General features: G+C 61.5%; 15 protein-coding genes. 5 read left to right on the plus strand and 10 right to left on the minus strand.

What is annotated here, in order from left to right:
* Window position 1: 1 nt before the first annotated feature.
* Window positions 2–1,921 (minus strand): DNA primase, encoded by a 1,920-nt coding sequence (gene dnaG / locus WYH_RS02060; protein WP_046902506.1) that lies wholly within the window; start codon window positions 1,919–1,921, stop codon window positions 2–4.
* Window positions 1,922–2,004: 83 nt separating this feature from the next.
* Complete coding sequence (locus tag WYH_RS02065; RefSeq protein ID WP_046902507.1) at window positions 2,005–2,457, minus strand: GatB/YqeY domain-containing protein; 453 nt, start codon at window positions 2,455–2,457, stop codon at window positions 2,005–2,007.
* A 158-nt stretch (window positions 2,458–2,615) separates the two neighbouring features.
* On the opposite strand from WYH_RS02065, the gene carA reads away from it, so the two are divergent.
* The 4 genes from carA to greA all read left to right on the plus strand — a co-directional run bounded on the left by carA (window position 2,616) and on the right by greA (window position 8,097).
* Window positions 2,616–3,797: a glutamine-hydrolyzing carbamoyl-phosphate synthase small subunit gene (gene carA / locus WYH_RS02070; RefSeq protein WP_046902508.1), complete on the plus strand. Its 1,182-nt coding sequence runs from the start codon at window positions 2,616–2,618 to the stop codon at window positions 3,795–3,797.
* Entirely contained in the window at window positions 3,794–4,204 is a 411-nt protein-coding gene (locus tag WYH_RS02075; RefSeq protein WP_169780680.1) for a hypothetical protein, read from the plus strand. Before carA ends, WYH_RS02075 begins: the two co-directional genes overlap by 4 nt.
* Complete coding sequence (gene carB, locus WYH_RS02080; protein WP_046902510.1) at window positions 4,204–7,530, plus strand: carbamoyl-phosphate synthase large subunit; 3,327 nt, start codon at window positions 4,204–4,206, stop codon at window positions 7,528–7,530. Before WYH_RS02075 ends, carB begins: the two co-directional genes overlap by 1 nt.
* A 99-nt stretch (window positions 7,531–7,629) precedes the next feature.
* The gene (gene greA, locus WYH_RS02085) at window positions 7,630–8,097 is read left to right on the plus strand and encodes a transcription elongation factor GreA (protein WP_046902511.1); all 468 of its coding nucleotides are present in this window, start codon (window positions 7,630–7,632) and stop codon (window positions 8,095–8,097) included.
* 74 nt (window positions 8,098–8,171) lie between these two features.
* Here greA and WYH_RS02090 read toward each other — a convergent pair whose 3' ends face one another.
* The 5 genes from WYH_RS02090 to WYH_RS02110 form a co-directional block, all read right to left on the minus strand.
* Window positions 8,172–8,399 (minus strand): DUF4170 domain-containing protein, encoded by a 228-nt coding sequence (locus tag WYH_RS02090; protein WP_046902512.1) that lies wholly within the window; start codon window positions 8,397–8,399, stop codon window positions 8,172–8,174.
* 77 nt (window positions 8,400–8,476) lie between these two features.
* Window positions 8,477–8,980 (minus strand): hypothetical protein, encoded by a 504-nt coding sequence (locus tag WYH_RS02095; RefSeq protein ID WP_046902513.1) that lies wholly within the window; start codon window positions 8,978–8,980, stop codon window positions 8,477–8,479.
* Window positions 8,981–8,993: 13 nt separating this feature from the next.
* Window positions 8,994–9,365: a hypothetical protein gene (locus WYH_RS02100; protein ID WP_046902514.1), complete on the minus strand. Its 372-nt coding sequence runs from the start codon at window positions 9,363–9,365 to the stop codon at window positions 8,994–8,996.
* The gene (locus WYH_RS02105) at window positions 9,365–9,787 is read right to left on the minus strand and encodes a phage holin family protein (protein WP_053833348.1); all 423 of its coding nucleotides are present in this window, start codon (window positions 9,785–9,787) and stop codon (window positions 9,365–9,367) included. The genes WYH_RS02100 and WYH_RS02105 overlap by 1 nt, the downstream gene beginning before the upstream one ends.
* A gap of 4 nt (window positions 9,788–9,791) precedes the next feature.
* Entirely contained in the window at window positions 9,792–10,307 is a 516-nt protein-coding gene (locus WYH_RS02110) for a DUF883 C-terminal domain-containing protein (RefSeq protein WP_046902515.1), read from the minus strand.
* 182 nt (window positions 10,308–10,489) lie between these two features.
* On the opposite strand from WYH_RS02110, the gene eno reads away from it, so the two are divergent.
* On the plus strand, window positions 10,490–11,776 hold the full coding sequence (gene eno, locus WYH_RS02115; RefSeq protein ID WP_046902516.1) for a phosphopyruvate hydratase: 1,287 nt from the start codon (window positions 10,490–10,492) through the stop codon (window positions 11,774–11,776).
* Window positions 11,777–11,824: 48 nt separating this feature from the next.
* On the opposite strand, the gene WYH_RS02120 is transcribed toward eno, so the two are convergent.
* From WYH_RS02120 to ribB, 3 genes are read right to left on the minus strand one after another with little or no spacing between them, the layout of a single operon-like run.
* Entirely contained in the window at window positions 11,825–12,751 is a 927-nt protein-coding gene (locus WYH_RS02120) for an aldo/keto reductase (RefSeq protein WP_046902517.1), read from the minus strand.
* Complete coding sequence (gene ribH / locus WYH_RS02125; protein WP_046902518.1) at window positions 12,748–13,167, minus strand: 6,7-dimethyl-8-ribityllumazine synthase; 420 nt, start codon at window positions 13,165–13,167, stop codon at window positions 12,748–12,750. The genes WYH_RS02120 and ribH overlap by 4 nt, the downstream gene beginning before the upstream one ends.
* The gene (ribB, locus tag WYH_RS02130; protein ID WP_046902519.1) at window positions 13,167–14,465 is read right to left on the minus strand and encodes a 3,4-dihydroxy-2-butanone-4-phosphate synthase; all 1,299 of its coding nucleotides are present in this window, start codon (window positions 14,463–14,465) and stop codon (window positions 13,167–13,169) included. The genes ribH and ribB overlap by 1 nt, the downstream gene beginning before the upstream one ends.
* Window positions 14,466–14,509: the final 44 nt, after the last annotated feature.

The raw sequence follows: 14,509 nt of genomic DNA on the forward strand, positions 1-14,509 counted from the left end.
TTTAACCCGCTTCCTGTTCGCCCCAATCCGCCGTATCCGGGGAGGGCGGATCATCTTTTTGTGCCACAAAAGAGGCACGTTTCCTCGCCATTTGCCCGAGTCGCGACTCGAATGCCAGCTTTCGTTTACGCAGCGCCTGCTGCTCTTCGAAAGCCCCTTCGGGATCCGTCTCGAAGCGTGCCGTGGCTGCGGCGATAGCTGCCTCCAATGCCGGCCTTTCGACCAGCAGTGAAACGGCTTCCGCCAAATCATCGCGCGCGGCCTGCGGATCGGAGCCTTCCATGAGGAAGGAAAATCGGGTGTTATCCGGCGGCGGCGCAAGATTGCCTGGCGCTGATATGGGATTTCCCCCGTTCGCTTCAAGCTCTTCCGCCCAATCGATCAGTTGTTCTATTTCCTGTGCCAGCTTCGCATCAGTCGGCGCGAGGGCCAGAAGCGCTTCTGCATGGCGGGGGATTTCGCCTGGATGGCGCAGCAGCCCGGCCAGAACCGCCTGGGTCAGCAAGTCCCGGCTGCCGCCCGATGCCGCCCGTTTGAGCCGCGCCGCATTTTCCGGCGAGAGCTGCCCGATGGTCAATTGCCCCCAGCGATTGCCTTTCCCCTTTGGGAAGGTGCCGCCGCCCTGCCGGGGCTGGAACGGTTTCCGTTCGCGCGGGGGGAAGGCAAAGGCGGAGAACCTGTCCAGCAATTCCCGGCGATAGAGTGCTGCAATATCCGGATGGGCGATCGAATCGACGTGATCCATCAACCGGGCTTTCAGCCCCGCTTTCTCTTCGGGAGAGTTGAGGGGGGATGCGTCGCGTTCCTGCCGCCACAGCGTGTCCAGCAGGCCTTGCGGTTCGGATAGCAAGCGTTCCATCGCCTGTTTGCCGTCGCGCCTGATCAGGTCGTCAGGGTCCAGGCCGGGGGGCAGTTGGAGGAATTGCAGTGTCCGGCCCGGCTGCAGAAGGGGCAGGGCACGGGTAATGGCCCGCATGGCCGCCCGTTGTCCGGCTGCATCCCCGTCGAAACAGAGGACAGGCTTGTCGGTCACGCGCCACAGCAGTTCCAGCTGGCGTTCCGTCAGGGCCGTGCCCATCGGTGCCACCGCTTCGCCGATACCGGCGGCGGCCAGCGCGATGACATCCATATAGCCTTCGACGACGACAATTCGCCCGGATTGCCGCGCGGGCTGGGCGGCGCGGTGCAAATTGAACAGCGTGCGCCCCTTGTCGAACAGGGGCGTATCGGGAGAATTCAGATATTTGGGCGCATCCGTCTTCGTCTTGTCGAGAATGCGACCGCCAAAGCCGATTACCCGCCCGCGCGTATCCTGGATGGGCAGCATCAACCTGTCGCGGAAGCGATCATAGGGATCGCGCCCTTCAACGTCGATGCGAAGGCCCCCTTCGATCAGCATACGCTCTTCAAACTGGCTCAGCGCCTGTTTCAGGGCGTTGCGATTGTCCGGCGCATAGCCGAATCCGAATCGTTCCAGCGTATGCGCATCGAAACCGCGGGTTTCGAGATAGTCCCGGGCCTTCGCGCCATCAGCCCCGCGCAGATTGGCCACGAACCAGTCCTGCGCCGCCTGCATCACGTCATGCAGGCCGGCGCGTTGTTCTGCCGCCCGGGCGGCGCGCGGATCGGGTGCGGGCACTTCCATGCCTGCTTCTGCCGCCAGTTCCTTCACTGCATCCATGAAGGACAGGCCGCGCTGGTCGGTCATCCAGCGAATCGCGTCGCCATGGGCGCCGCAACCGAAGCAGTGATAGAAGCCCTTCTGGTCGGAAACAGTGAAGCTCGGCGTCTTCTCGTTATGGAAGGGGCAACATGCCTTCCATTCGCCCCCGGCGCGCTGAAGCTTGGTCGTGCGCTGAATCACACTGGAAAGCGTGATTCGCGCGCGCAATTCGTCCAGCCATTGAGGTGAAAGCGCCATAGAAAGTTTATTGTACTTCGCGCAGGCCGTTTAGACCAGCGCGACTGACATGCGCCGAGCCTCGATTTCCCCTTGCGGGGCGTTCAGGAAAGGCTGTCCTTCACCCAGCCGCTGGCCTTGCCCATGTCGAGCACGGCGGCGTGGCGGGCTTTCAGTTCCCCCATCACGCGGCCCATGTCCTTCATCGAATCGGCACCCAGCTCCGCCTTGATCGATTCGATGGCGGCGCGGGTTTCCTCCTCGCTCATCTGGGTGGGCAGGAATTCCTCGATTACTTCCAGCTCGGCCTTTTCCTTGGCCGCCAGCTCGTCACGACCGCCCTCCTCGTACATCTGGATCGATTCGCGGCGTTGCTTGGCCATTTTCTGCAGGGTGTCGATCACCAGCGCATCGTCTTCCATGGGCTTGGCGGCGGTGCGCTGTTCGATGTCGCGATCCTTGATCTTTGCGGATATGAGTCGGAGCGCGGCAGTTCGTTCCTTGTCGCCGGCCTTCATCGCCGTGACCGTGGCCTGCTTGATCGTCTCCCTGAGCATTCTCGGATTCTTTCCTGTGGATGGTTTGCGCCTTGCGGCGGGAAGCGATCCCCTTAGCGGAGACTTAGATGAAGCGACAGCTTGACGGAACGCGGGGTCAGGTCTAGCCGCCACCTCTTAGCACCCATCGCCGAAACCCTGTTAACGGAGCGCCCCCTATGGCCGACCCCGCCTCTTCGTCTGCGCAACCCAAAGGCGCGACGGGAGTCCTCGTTCTTGCCGACGGTACTGTCATCTGGGGCAAGGGCTTTGGCGCAATTGGCAGCGCAGTCGGGGAAGTCTGCTTCAACACCTCGATGACAGGCTATCAGGAAGTGCTGACTGACCCGTCCTATGCGGCGCAGATCGTGACCTTCACTTTCCCGCATATCGGCAATGTCGGCGCGAATGAGGAAGATTTCGAATCGAAGGTGGAAGGCGCGATCGGTTGCGTCGTTCGCGAAGAAGTGACGCACCATTCCAATTTCCGCGCCACTCGCGAATTTGTCGACTGGATGGCCGATCAGGGCAAGATCGGTCTGTCCGGCGTGGACACGCGGGCCCTTACGCGCCGCATCCGGCTGCAAGGCGCGCCCAACGCCGTGATCGCGCACGATCCGGAAGGCAATTTCGATATTCCCGCCCTGCTGCAGAAGGCGCAGGACTGGCCCGGGCTGGAAGGGATGGACCTTGCCCAGCGCGTCAGCCGCGAAAAGCAGGAAAAATGGCAGGGCGGCCCATGGAGCCTGGGCGCAGGCTATGCGGGCAGCCAGGATGATGACCGCCCGCATGTGGTGGCGATCGATTACGGATCGAAGGATAATATCTTCCGCAATCTGGTGAAGGCCGGGGCGCGGGTGACTGTGGTGCCGGCAAAGACATCGGTGGAAGATGTGCTGGCGCTGAAACCTGACGGCGTTTTCCTGTCCAACGGGCCGGGCGATCCGGCGGCGACCGGCGAATATGCCGTGCCGGTGATCCGCGCATTGCTGGACCGCGATATCCCGTTGTTCGGGATCTGCCTTGGCCATCAGTTGCTGGCTATCGCTGCCGGCGCCAGGACATCCAAGATGCATCAGGGCCATCGCGGCGCGAACCACCCGGTGCAGCGCAAGGGCGGTGAATGGGCGGAAAGTGAAGGGCTGGTGGAAATCACCAGCATGAACCACGGTTTCGCGGTCGATAATGCCACACTGCCGGACAATGTGATCGAAACGCATGTCTCGCTGTTCGACGGATCCAATTGCGGCATTGCGATCAAGGGCAAGAAGGCGTTCGGCGTGCAGTATCACCCCGAAGCGAGCCCCGGCCCGCAGGACAGTTTCTATCTGTTCCAGAAGTTCGCGGGGATGCTCAGGTGAGGCGGAAGCTTCACCTTGCCTCTCTATCTGTTCCGATTCTCGTGCTGTTTGCGGATTCCGCAAGCGCCCAGGAAGCTTTCCGGCTCCCCCTTTTCGACGGAGCGCTGCTGTTTCGCGGCGATGTTGGCGTGACGATTGACAAACGCACCGCCGAACAGGCGAGCACGAGCCTCTGGCGGCCATTTCAGCCCGGTCTGGCGGACAAGCCGATTGGCGGGCCCCGCCATTACGTGCTGCCCCATCTCGCAATGCAGGCAGGGCAGCAGCTTTACGATCTGCGCATGAATTACGAATTCATGCATTTCCAGGAACCTGGCGACACAGATTATGCCGCGATCATGCACCGCTATGTCGATATAGAGGTGCCCGGCATCGCCGCCTCAACTACTCAGCAGCAAGGCCAGTAATGCCCAAACGCACCGACATCTCCTCCATCCTCGTCATCGGCGCAGGTCCGATCATCATCGGTCAGGCCTGCGAATTCGATTATTCGGGTACCCAGGCAATCAAGGCTCTCAAGGAAGAGGGCTATCGGGTCATTCTGGTCAATTCCAACCCTGCCACGATCATGACCGATCCGGACATGGCAGATGCGACTTATGTCGAACCGATCACGCCGGAAATCGTCGCCAAGATCATCGACAAGGAACGGCCCGATGCCCTGCTGCCGACAATGGGCGGGCAGACGGCGCTGAACTGCGCGCTGGCGCTGCAGCAGGACGGCACGCTGGACAAGTTCGGCGTGCAGATGATCGGTGCGGATGCCGATGCGATCGACAAGGCGGAAAACCGCAACCGTTTCCGCGAGGCGATGGACAAGATCGGGCTGGAAAGCGCGCGTTCGGGCACCGCGCATTCTCTGGACGAGGCCTATGCGGTACTGGAACGGACCGGCCTTCCTGCGATCATCCGGCCGAGCTTCACCCTTGGCGGCACCGGGGGCGGCGTGGCCTATAACCGGGCCGAGTTCGAACAGATCGTCCGCTCCGGCCTCGATGCCAGCCCGACCACCGAAGTGCTGATCGAGGAAAGCCTGCTCGGCTGGAAAGAGTATGAGATGGAGGTCGTCCGCGACAAGGCGGACAATGCCATCATCATCTGCGCCATCGAGAATGTCGATCCGATGGGCGTCCATACGGGCGATTCCATTACTGTCGCCCCCGCGCTGACCCTGACCGACAAGGAATATCAGATCATGCGCTCGGCCAGTATTGCCGTGCTGCGTGAGATCGGTGTCGAAACCGGCGGATCGAACGTGCAATTCGCCGTCAATCCGGCTGACGGCCGCCTGATCGTGATCGAAATGAACCCGCGCGTATCGCGCAGTTCTGCATTGGCGTCCAAGGCCACCGGCTTCCCGATTGCGCGCGTCGCCGCCAAGCTGGCCGTGGGCTATACGCTGGATGAAATCACCAACGAGATTACCGGCGCTACCCCCGCCAGCTTCGAACCGACGATAGACTATGTCGTCACCAAGATTCCGCGCTTCGCCTTTGAAAAGTTCAAGGGCGCCAAGGCGGAGCTTTCGACCGCGATGAAATCGGTCGGCGAAGTCATGGCGATCGGCCGCAATTTCAAGGAAAGCCTGCAAAAGGCGCTGCGCGGGCTGGAAACGGGGCTCGACGGTTTCAACCGCGTGACGGAACTGGAAGGCGCCAGCCGTGACGTGATTACTGCCGCGCTATCGCGGGCAACGCCGGACCGGCTGCTGAAGGTGGGCCAGGCGTTCCGCGAAGGCTTCTCGCTGGAGGAAATCCAGGCGATCACCCATTACGATCCCTGGTTCCTGCGCCATATCGAGGAGATCATCTACGAAGAGGCGATGATCGGCCAGAACGGCATTCCCAACGATGCCGCGGGGTTGCGCCGCCTGAAGAGCATGGGCTTTTCGGACCGCCGGCTGGCCACGCTCGCCGTTCGTTCGGTGGGTGTTGCCGGCGGGCTGGCGGAAACCCAGGCCAAGCGGTCGGGGCTGCTGCACGATACGTTGCGCGCCATGGCCGGCGCCACGAGCGAGGACGAGGTTCGCGAATTGCGCCAGAAGCTGGGCGTGCTGCCCGTCTTCAAGCGGATCGATAGCTGCGCGGCCGAGTTCGAGGCGATCACGCCTTACATGTATTCGACCTACGAGGCCCCGACCTTTGGCGAGCCGGAGAACGAGGCATGGCCCTCCGACCGGAAGAAGATCGTCATTCTTGGCGGCGGGCCGAACCGGATCGGGCAGGGCATCGAATTCGATTATTGCTGTGTCCATGCCTGCTTCGCACTGTCTGAAGCCGGATATGAAACGATCATGGTCAACTGCAATCCGGAAACGGTTTCGACCGATTACGACACGTCCGACCGCCTCTATTTCGAACCGCTGACAGCGGAAGATGTGCTGGAAATCCTCCGCGTCGAACATTCGCGCGGGGAACTGGTGGGCGTGATCGTGCAGTTTGGCGGGCAGACGCCGCTGAAACTGGCGCAGGCGCTGGAAGATGCGGGCATTCCCATTCTCGGCACTTCGCCCGACGCCATCGACCTGGCGGAAGACCGTGAACGCTTTGCCAAGCTGGTCGCCAGGCTCGATCTGGAACAGCCGGCCAATGGCATTGCCCGCAGCCGGGATGAAGCCGCGGCCGTCGCGGCGCGCATCGGCTATCCCGTGCTGCTGCGCCCCAGCTATGTTCTGGGTGGCCGCGCAATGGAGATCGTCGATTCCGAAGCCCAGCTGGATGATTACATTGCGACCGCGGTGAATGTGTCGGGTGAAAGCCCGGTGCTGATCGACCAGTATCTGCGCGATGCCGTGGAATGCGATGTCGACGCGTTGTGCGATGGCGAACAGGTCGTGATCGCAGGTGTCATGCAGCATATCGAAGAAGCCGGCGTCCATTCGGGCGACAGCGCCTGCACCTTGCCGCCTTACAGCCTGCCGCCCGAAATCATCGCCGAGATGGAACGCCAGGCAGAGGCGCTGGCCATGGCGCTGGGTGTGCGCGGGTTGATGAATGTCCAGTTCGCGGTGAAGGATGGCATCGTCTATCTGATCGAGGTGAATCCGCGCGCCAGCCGCACCGTGCCCTTCGTGGCCAAGGCGATTGGCGATCCGATTGCCAAGATCGCCGCCCGGGTCATGGCAGGCGAAAAACTCGCCAATCTGCCGAAGATCAAGCGCGAGATCGATTATATGGCGGTGAAGGAGGCGGTGTTCCCCTTCAGCCGGTTCCCCGGGTCGGACCCGGCACTGACGCCGGAAATGAAGAGCACGGGCGAAGTCATGGGGATCGACAAGGATTTCCCGACCGCTTTCTTCAAGGCCCAGATGGGGGCCGGCTCTGCATTGCCCCAGCAGGGTGGCACCGCCTTTGTCTCGGTCAAGGACAGCGACAAGCCGCATATCCTGGAGCCGGTACGCCAGCTGATCGATCTTGGCTTCGAAATCGTCGCCACGGGCGGCACGCAGCAATATCTTGCCGATGCCGGATTGCCGGTGGCGCGCGTGAACAAGGTGGCCGAAGGGCGACCGCATATCGTGGACAGTATCATCGACGGAAAGATCGCGCTGATCTTCAATACGACGGAGGGTTGGCAAAGCCACAAGGACAGCCAGTCCATCCGTGCATCGGCGCTCGAAATGAAGGTTCCTTATTACACTACGGCCGCTGCCAGCGCGGCCGCCGCATGTGCAATAGGGTCCGTTCGGGCGAGCGAGCTTGAAGTGCGTTCATTGCAAGACTATTATAGCTGAAACACACGCGCTCTCCCTACAATTGAACGCTGCCGAACCGTCCACGCCGGACGGGGCAGAGTTCCTTGACGGGAAACGCCTTGAAGGCAGGAATTACCGATGGAAAAAGTGCCGATGCTCGCGGAAGGCTATGAAAAGCTTACCGCAGATCTCCAGGCTTTGAGGGAGGAGCGTCCGCGCATCGTCGAGGCGATCGAGGAAGCGCGCGCCCATGGCGATCTTTCGGAAAATGCCGAATATCACGCGGCCAAGGAACGCCAGGGCCAGGTAGAGGCACAGATTGCCGATCTGGAAGACCGGGTCAGCCGGGCGCAGATTATCGATCCGACGACGTTGAGCGGGGACCGCATCGTATTCGGTGCGACGGTGACTGTGCTCGACGATAATGACAAGCCTGCCCGCTACCAGATCGTGGGCCAGGCGGAGAGCGATGCCAAGATAGGCCGCATCTCCTATGATTCCCCGCTCGGCCGTGCCTTGATCGGCAAGCAGGTGGGTGATGAGGTTGAAGTCATCGTTCCTTCCGGGGAACGCTTCTACCTTGTCGACAAGGTAGAATTCATCTGACGCAAAAACGCCGGGTCAATGCCCGGCGTTTTTCATATCCAGTTCTGTCACGGGACCATCGGCCCCGGCCGTATTCAATCGCCCGGCAGTTCAGGTTCGAGCAGCCGGTGCAGGTGGACGATCACATATTTCATTTCCGCATCGTCCACAGTGCGTTGCGCATAGCTCCGCCACGCCTCTTCAGCAGAGGCATAGTCGGGGAATACGCCCACGATATCGATATCGGACAAATCCTGGAACTCTAGCCCCTGAGGATCGGTCACACGTCCGCCCATAACCAGGTGCAGGAGTTGTTTGCCCATTGCGAATGCCCTTTCTCGCGAAAATTTGATTTCACGAGATCCCTTAAGGAATTGCGGCCGTGCCGCAAGTGCGAAGCTTAATGTAGGCGGTTGCGGATGGCGCGGGCGATGGCTTTCCTGGTGTTGCGCTTGGCCATGCGGGCATTGTCCCCGGCTTCTTCCGCCATATAGGCCGCGTCGCGCTTCATCCGGCGGGCCTTGTCGCCGATCGTATCGCCCAGATCGCCAAGCTTGTCGGCCCCGACCCTGCGCGCTTCATCGGCCGTGCTCATGGCCTGCTGCGCATAGGCGAGGGCTATTTCAGCGCCGATAGCAGCGAGCCCGGATGCTTCGGAGAAGCCCTTTCTTGCCAGCTTGCGCGTGGGTGAGCGCCGGAACAGCGCGCTTACCAGGACGCCAGCGGCAAGACCGCCAGCAATCACCGTGACCGGATGTTCCTTCGCAAAGGCGGTGAACTTGTCCTTGGTCTCGATTGCTCTCTCGCCGGCGCGCTCAAGGAAAGTCGCTTCGTACCGGTTCTGGTTCCGGGCCTCGGCGGCGTCGATCTTTTCCTTGATTTCCTGGCGTTTCGCCTCGCTCATGTGGATATCTCCGCTAGAATTGGCTTTGTTCTTCGGAACTAACGGCTGGCGCTTCGGGTTCCGCGGCGGGATCGCCACGCTCACCAGCGTTCTCCCCGGCATTTTCCGAAAGCAGGGCGAACACGGCGTCGATCAGCCTGTTACGGGCGAAAAAGGCGCCGGCCAGCAACAGCCCCAGGCCCACCTTGCCGCGATGTGCATCGGCATAGGCAAGCGCATCATCGACCATGTCCGCCGATCCTTCGCCCAGACGATCGGCCAGGCGCAAACCGACATTGCGTGCCTGTGCATCGGCTTTCACGAATTGAAGGTCGGATTTGAAAAGGCGCAATGCGGAATCGCGCAGCGCACGATCTTCGGCGAGCTGCTCGTCAATGCTCCTCACTATTCGTCCTCCCCTTCGCCATTGTCGAAGGCGCTCATCAGTTCCTCCCAATGGGAGGCCGCCTTTCGCAGCATAAGAAATGCGGCGAGAAGCCAAAGTCCGACGATCAGCGCAGTGGCTCCCCAGGGAGTCAGCATCGGCATGAAGGCGATGATCAGCCCGACTGTCAGCCCGATCAGGGCAAGGAACACCACAATCGCCGCCCCGATTCCCAGGGCGGCGATCTTCTTGGCGCGATCCGCGGCAAAGGCAGCGCGGGTTTTCTGGAAATTGAGTTCGGCTTCAAGATAGGTACGGCCGTCTTCGACGAGCGCCTCGACATCCTCCAGCAGCGAACGATCGGCGTGGGCCGCCTTCTCGTCCGCTGACATGGGGCCATCTTCGGGCAGGTCGAGGCCGTCCTCAGCCTTTCCGGCAGACAAGGCCTTACTTGCGGAAAATGCGGGCGATCAGGAAACCGGCCAGCGCCGCGATACCCACCGCCGTGGCAGGTTTTTCGCGCACGAATTGCCGCGCGTCCTCCCCAAGTTCCTCCACGCTCTTGCTGTCGAGCTTGTCCGCGGTGGACTGGATCGACCTGGAAGCGTTGCGGGCATAGTCGCCATATTTTGAGCCGAATTTCTCATCGATCGAACCGGCATTCTCGGACACGATCTTGCCCAGGCTGGAAAGCGCGCTGCTGGCCTTCGCCTTGCCTTCCCTGGCAAGTTCACCAGCCTTCACCTTCGCTTCGCCGGTCCAGTCTTCGCCCTTGGCTTTCGCCTGGTCACGATAGGTATTGGCACGGCCCTTGGCGTCTTCGGTCAGCGCGGTGGCGGCGGCTTTTGCTTCCTCGATCGCGGCGTTGAAATGGCTCTTCGCCTCGGCCTTGGCATCGCCCCCGGCGGGCTTGTTCGCGGTATCTTTCCCGGGGGCGGTGGTCTTTGCTGTTGTTTCGGCCATGATTTCCCCTTTCGGCGTTTTGCAGGCGGCATATTACAACCAAATGTTCCAATATTGCACCCGCCAACTTCGAGAATCGAACGCGACTTGCGTCAGTTGGTTCCGCCGCATAACAGGCGGCTTCCCTTGGACATGGGTAGTGTCTTACCCGATTACAACACCTGCCTGAACAGGAGCGCAGCATGACCGCGATCATCGATATTCACGGACGGCAAATCCTCGACAGCCGCGGTAATCCGACCGTGGAAGTGGACATTCTGCTGGAAGACGGCAGCTTCGGCCGCGCCGCCGTTCCCTCTGGCGCTTCCACCGGCGCGCATGAGGCGGTGGAACTGCGCGATGGCGACAAGTCCCGCTATCTGGGCAAGGGCGTGCTCAAGGCGGTTGATTTCGTGAACGGGGAAATCGCCGAAACCCTGCTGGGCCTTGATGCGGAAGACCAGCGCGAACTGGACCTGGCGATGATCGCCCTGGACGGGACGGAGAACAAGGGCCGGCTGGGCGCCAATGCGATACTGGGCGTCAGCATGGCTGCGGCCAAGGCGGCGGCCAATGCGCGGGGCCTGCCGCTCTATGCCTATATTGGCGGTGTGTCCGCCCATGTCCTTCCCGTTCCTATGATGAACATCATCAATGGCGGCGAACATGCGGATAACCCGATCGATTTCCAGGAATTCATGATCATGCCGGTCGGCGCGGAGAGCATTGCCGAAGGCGTCCGTTGGGGATCGGAAATCTTCCACACCTTGAAGAAGGGGCTGTCCGACAAGGGGCTGTCCACTGCCGTGGGTGATGAAGGCGGCTTCGCGCCGAGCCTTGCCAGCACTCGCGATGCGCTGGATTTCATCATGGAATCCATCGCCAAGGCCGGGTTCAAGCCGGGCGAGGATGTGGCGCTTGCGCTGGACTGTGCCTCCACCGAATTCTTCGCCGATGGCCGTTACGACATGGCGGGAGAGGGGCTGTCGCTCAGCCCGCAGGAAATGGCCGCCTATCTCGCTGAATTGTGCGATGCCTATCCGATCCGTTCGATCGAAGACGGCATGGCGGAAGATGATTTCGAAGGCTGGAAGGCGCTGACCGATCTGATCGGCAACAAGGTCCAGCTAGTGGGGGACGATCTGTTCGTCACCAATCCGCGCCGCCTGGAAATGGGGATCGAACAGGGCTTGGCCAACTCCCTGCTGGTGAAGGTCAACCAGATCGGCTCGCTCAGCGAAACGCTGCAGGCTGTCGAAGTTGCGCACCGCGCCGGCTATACCAGCGTGATGAGCCATCGCTCGGGCGAAACCGAGGACGCGACGATTGCCGACCTCGCGGTGGCCACCAATTGCGGTCAGATCAAGACCGGCTCGCTCGCCCGTTCGGACCGGCTGGCCAAATACAACCAGCTGATCCGTATCGAGGAAGAACTGGGCGACAGTGCGCTCTATGCCGGCAAGGGCTGTTTCGGCCGCCTCGCCGGCTGATCCGGCGAATTGGGGCGAGGGGGCATTGCCGCCTCGCCCGGCCTCTTTCTATTTTCCGGCTTCGGTGATCCGGGCCAGCTGATCTTCCGTCAGTTCCAGCTTCAGCGCTTCGAACTGGACATCGAGCTGTTCCGGCTTGCTGGCACTGGCGATGGGGGCGGCAATTCCGGGCTGACGCATCAGCCAGGCGAGCGAGATCGCCGCCATGCTGGCGCCGGTTTCCTCCACGATCGCATCCAGCACCGGCAGCACTTTCAGCCCCTGTTCGAAAAAGCGTTCCACGCTGGAACCGCGATTGTGCCTGGCCAGGTCATCGCGCGTGCGATACTTGCCGGTAAGGAAACCGCCAGCCAGTCCGAACCATGGAAGCATGGCAATATCGCGCCCGGTGCAGAGCCGTTGCAAGGTCGGGCCATAGCTGTCGCGCACCACGACATTATATTCGTTCTGCAGGACGGTGAACGGTGTCATCCCACTGGAATGTGCGATCGTGTGGATCGCCGCCAGCCGCCCGGCATCATAATTGGATGCGCCCAGTTCGCGGACCAGCCCGGTCTTGACCAGGGCATCGAAACCGGTGGCGACTTCCTCCAGCGGCGTAACCTTGTCGTCCCGATGGGCATAATAGAGATCGACATAGTCGGTCTGCAGCCGTTCCAGCGATTTGTGTAGCTCGTCCGATACTTTCACCGGGTCCAGATCGCCGGGATTGGCGTGCATCCCTGTCTTGGTCGCGATGCGCATATCCGCCCGCACACCACGCGCGGCCAGCCACTTGCCGATCACCGTCTCGCTCTCGCCGCCGACATGGCCCGGCACCCAGTCGGAATAGCCTTGCGCCGTATCGACCATGCGCCCGCCTGCTTCATAAAAGCGATCGAGGATCGCGAAGCTGGTATCTTCGTCTGCGGTAAAGCCGAAGACATTGCCGCCAAGGACCAGTGGCAGGCCGGAGATGGAGGGGTGGGCGCTCATGCATATTTCTCCTGAATCGCCAGCAGCGCCATCGCCGCTTCGGCGGCACCGGCGCCCTTGTTCGCCTGTGCAGGATCGGCCCGGACGATGGCCTGCTCTTCATTTTCGGTAGTGAGAATACCATTGCCGATGGCGAAACCGTCCATGGTCAGCGCCATGATTCCGCGTGCACTTTCGCCGGCCACGATCTCGAAATGGTAGGTTTCTCCGCGGATTACCACGCCGATGGCGACGAATCCGTCATACATGCCACTTTCGCTGGCGGCTGAAATCGCACCGGGGATCTCCAGCGCGCCGGGTACGGTCAGCACACTTACCGAATGCCCCTTTGCCTCCAGCGCAGCACGTGCGCCGGCAATCAGCATGTCGTTCAAATGGTCGTAGAAGCGGGCTTCCACGATGAGAAAACGGGCCATTAATCCTCCTGAGTAATCGGGCGTTCGCCCAGGATCGAGAGGCCGTAGCCTTCAAGTCCGACAAGCGAATGGCTTGTATTGGTCAGCAGAACCATGTCGCGTACGCCCAGTTCAGCCAGGATCTGGGCGCCCACGCCATAATCGCGCTGCTCATTCGCGCTCGCGCTATGCTCGCCGGGTGGCGGTGTATCAAGCCGGCGTATCGCATTGCTGGCATAGTCTGCAGCGGGGTGGCTGATCAGCACGACGACGCCCGAACCTTCCTCTCCAATTGCCCGCATCGCCCGTTCAAGCAAGCCGTTGCGCTCACTCGCCTGCGCGAACACATCCTCGAAGAATGACAGGGCGTGCATCCGCACGAGGGTTGGGCTCGCCGGATCGATCTGACCCTTCACCAGCGCCATTGTCTCGGCCTTTGTTGCCTTGTTCCAGAAGCTGATGGCGGTCCATTCACCGCCCCAGCGGCTGGTAAAACGGGCTTCGCTTCGGCGTTCGACCAGATGATCGTGGCGGCGGCGATAGGCGATCAGGTCGCGGATCGTGCCGATCTTCAGCCCATGCATCCTGCCGAAGCGCACCAGGTCGGGCAGGCGGGCCATCGTCCCGTCCTCGTTCATGATCTCGCAGATCACGCCGGAGGGATTCAGGCCGGCAAGGCGGGAGATATCGACCGATGCTTCCGTATGGCCGGCGCGGACCAGAACCCCGCCTTCACGGGCGACAAGGGGGAATACATGGCCGGGCGTCACGATATCGTCCGCCGATTTGGAGGAATCGACGGCCACGGAAATCGTACGCGCCCGGTCCGCCGCGCTGATTCCGGTGGTAACGCCTTCGCGGGCTTCGATGGAAATGGTGAAGGCGGTTTCGTGCCGTGTGCGGTTCTTGCGGCTCATCGGCGGCAGGCCAAGCGTCTTCACCCGCTCCCCGGTCAAGGCAAGGCAGATCAGGCCACGGCCGTAAGTGGCCATGAAATTGATCGCGTCCGGCGTCGCCATCTGGGCCGGGATCACCAGATCGCCTTCATTCTCACGATCTTCATCGTCCACGAGGATGAACATGCGGCCGTTTCGGGCTTCGTCGATGATTTCCTCGATCGGCACCAGAACGCGCTGATCGTTATTCTCAGCCAGGAACCGCGCCAGCTTGCCAAGCGTCTCCGCCGTCGGGTTCCAGCCCGGATCGGCGCAATCCCGCAGCGTATTGGCATGGAGGCCGGCCGCACGGGCCAGCCCGGCCCGGCTCATTCTTCCGCTCGCAATCAGTTCGCGGACTCGATCAATAGTGGATGTCTGCACGCATTCGCTGGTATCACATTATAATGTGATCAAGAAAGGGTTCG

This window comes from Croceibacterium atlanticum, from assembly GCF_001008165.2.
Taxonomy (GTDB): domain Bacteria; phylum Pseudomonadota; class Alphaproteobacteria; order Sphingomonadales; family Sphingomonadaceae; genus Croceibacterium_C; species Croceibacterium_C atlanticum.

What these genes read in the sequence shown, in the direction of transcription:
- WYH_RS02090 (WP_046902512.1), bottom strand. Translation starts at nt 8,399, where the DNA reads ATGGGCAAACAACTCCTGCACCTGGTTATGGGCGGACGTGTGACCGAT.
- eno (WP_046902516.1), top strand. Translation starts at nt 10,490, where the DNA reads ATGACCGCGATCATCGATATTCACGGACGGCAAATCCTCGACAGCCGC.
- WYH_RS02110 (WP_046902515.1), bottom strand. Translation starts at nt 10,307, where the DNA reads ATGGCCGAAACAACAGCAAAGACCACCGCCCCCGGGAAAGATACCGCG.
- WYH_RS02065 (WP_046902507.1), bottom strand. Translation starts at nt 2,457, where the DNA reads ATGCTCAGGGAGACGATCAAGCAGGCCACGGTCACGGCGATGAAGGCC.
- carA (WP_046902508.1), top strand. Translation starts at nt 2,616, where the DNA reads ATGGCCGACCCCGCCTCTTCGTCTGCGCAACCCAAAGGCGCGACGGGA.
- ribH (WP_046902518.1), bottom strand. Translation starts at nt 13,167, where the DNA reads ATGGCCCGTTTTCTCATCGTGGAAGCCCGCTTCTACGACCATTTGAAC.
- dnaG (WP_046902506.1), bottom strand. Translation starts at nt 1,921, where the DNA reads ATGGCGCTTTCACCTCAATGGCTGGACGAATTGCGCGCGCGAATCACG.
- carB (WP_046902510.1), top strand. Translation starts at nt 4,204, where the DNA reads ATGCCCAAACGCACCGACATCTCCTCCATCCTCGTCATCGGCGCAGGT.
- WYH_RS02120 (WP_046902517.1), bottom strand. Translation starts at nt 12,751, where the DNA reads ATGAGCGCCCACCCCTCCATCTCCGGCCTGCCACTGGTCCTTGGCGGC.
- WYH_RS02095 (WP_046902513.1), bottom strand. Translation starts at nt 8,980, where the DNA reads ATGAGCGAGGCGAAACGCCAGGAAATCAAGGAAAAGATCGACGCCGCC.
- greA (WP_046902511.1), top strand. Translation starts at nt 7,630, where the DNA reads ATGGAAAAAGTGCCGATGCTCGCGGAAGGCTATGAAAAGCTTACCGCA.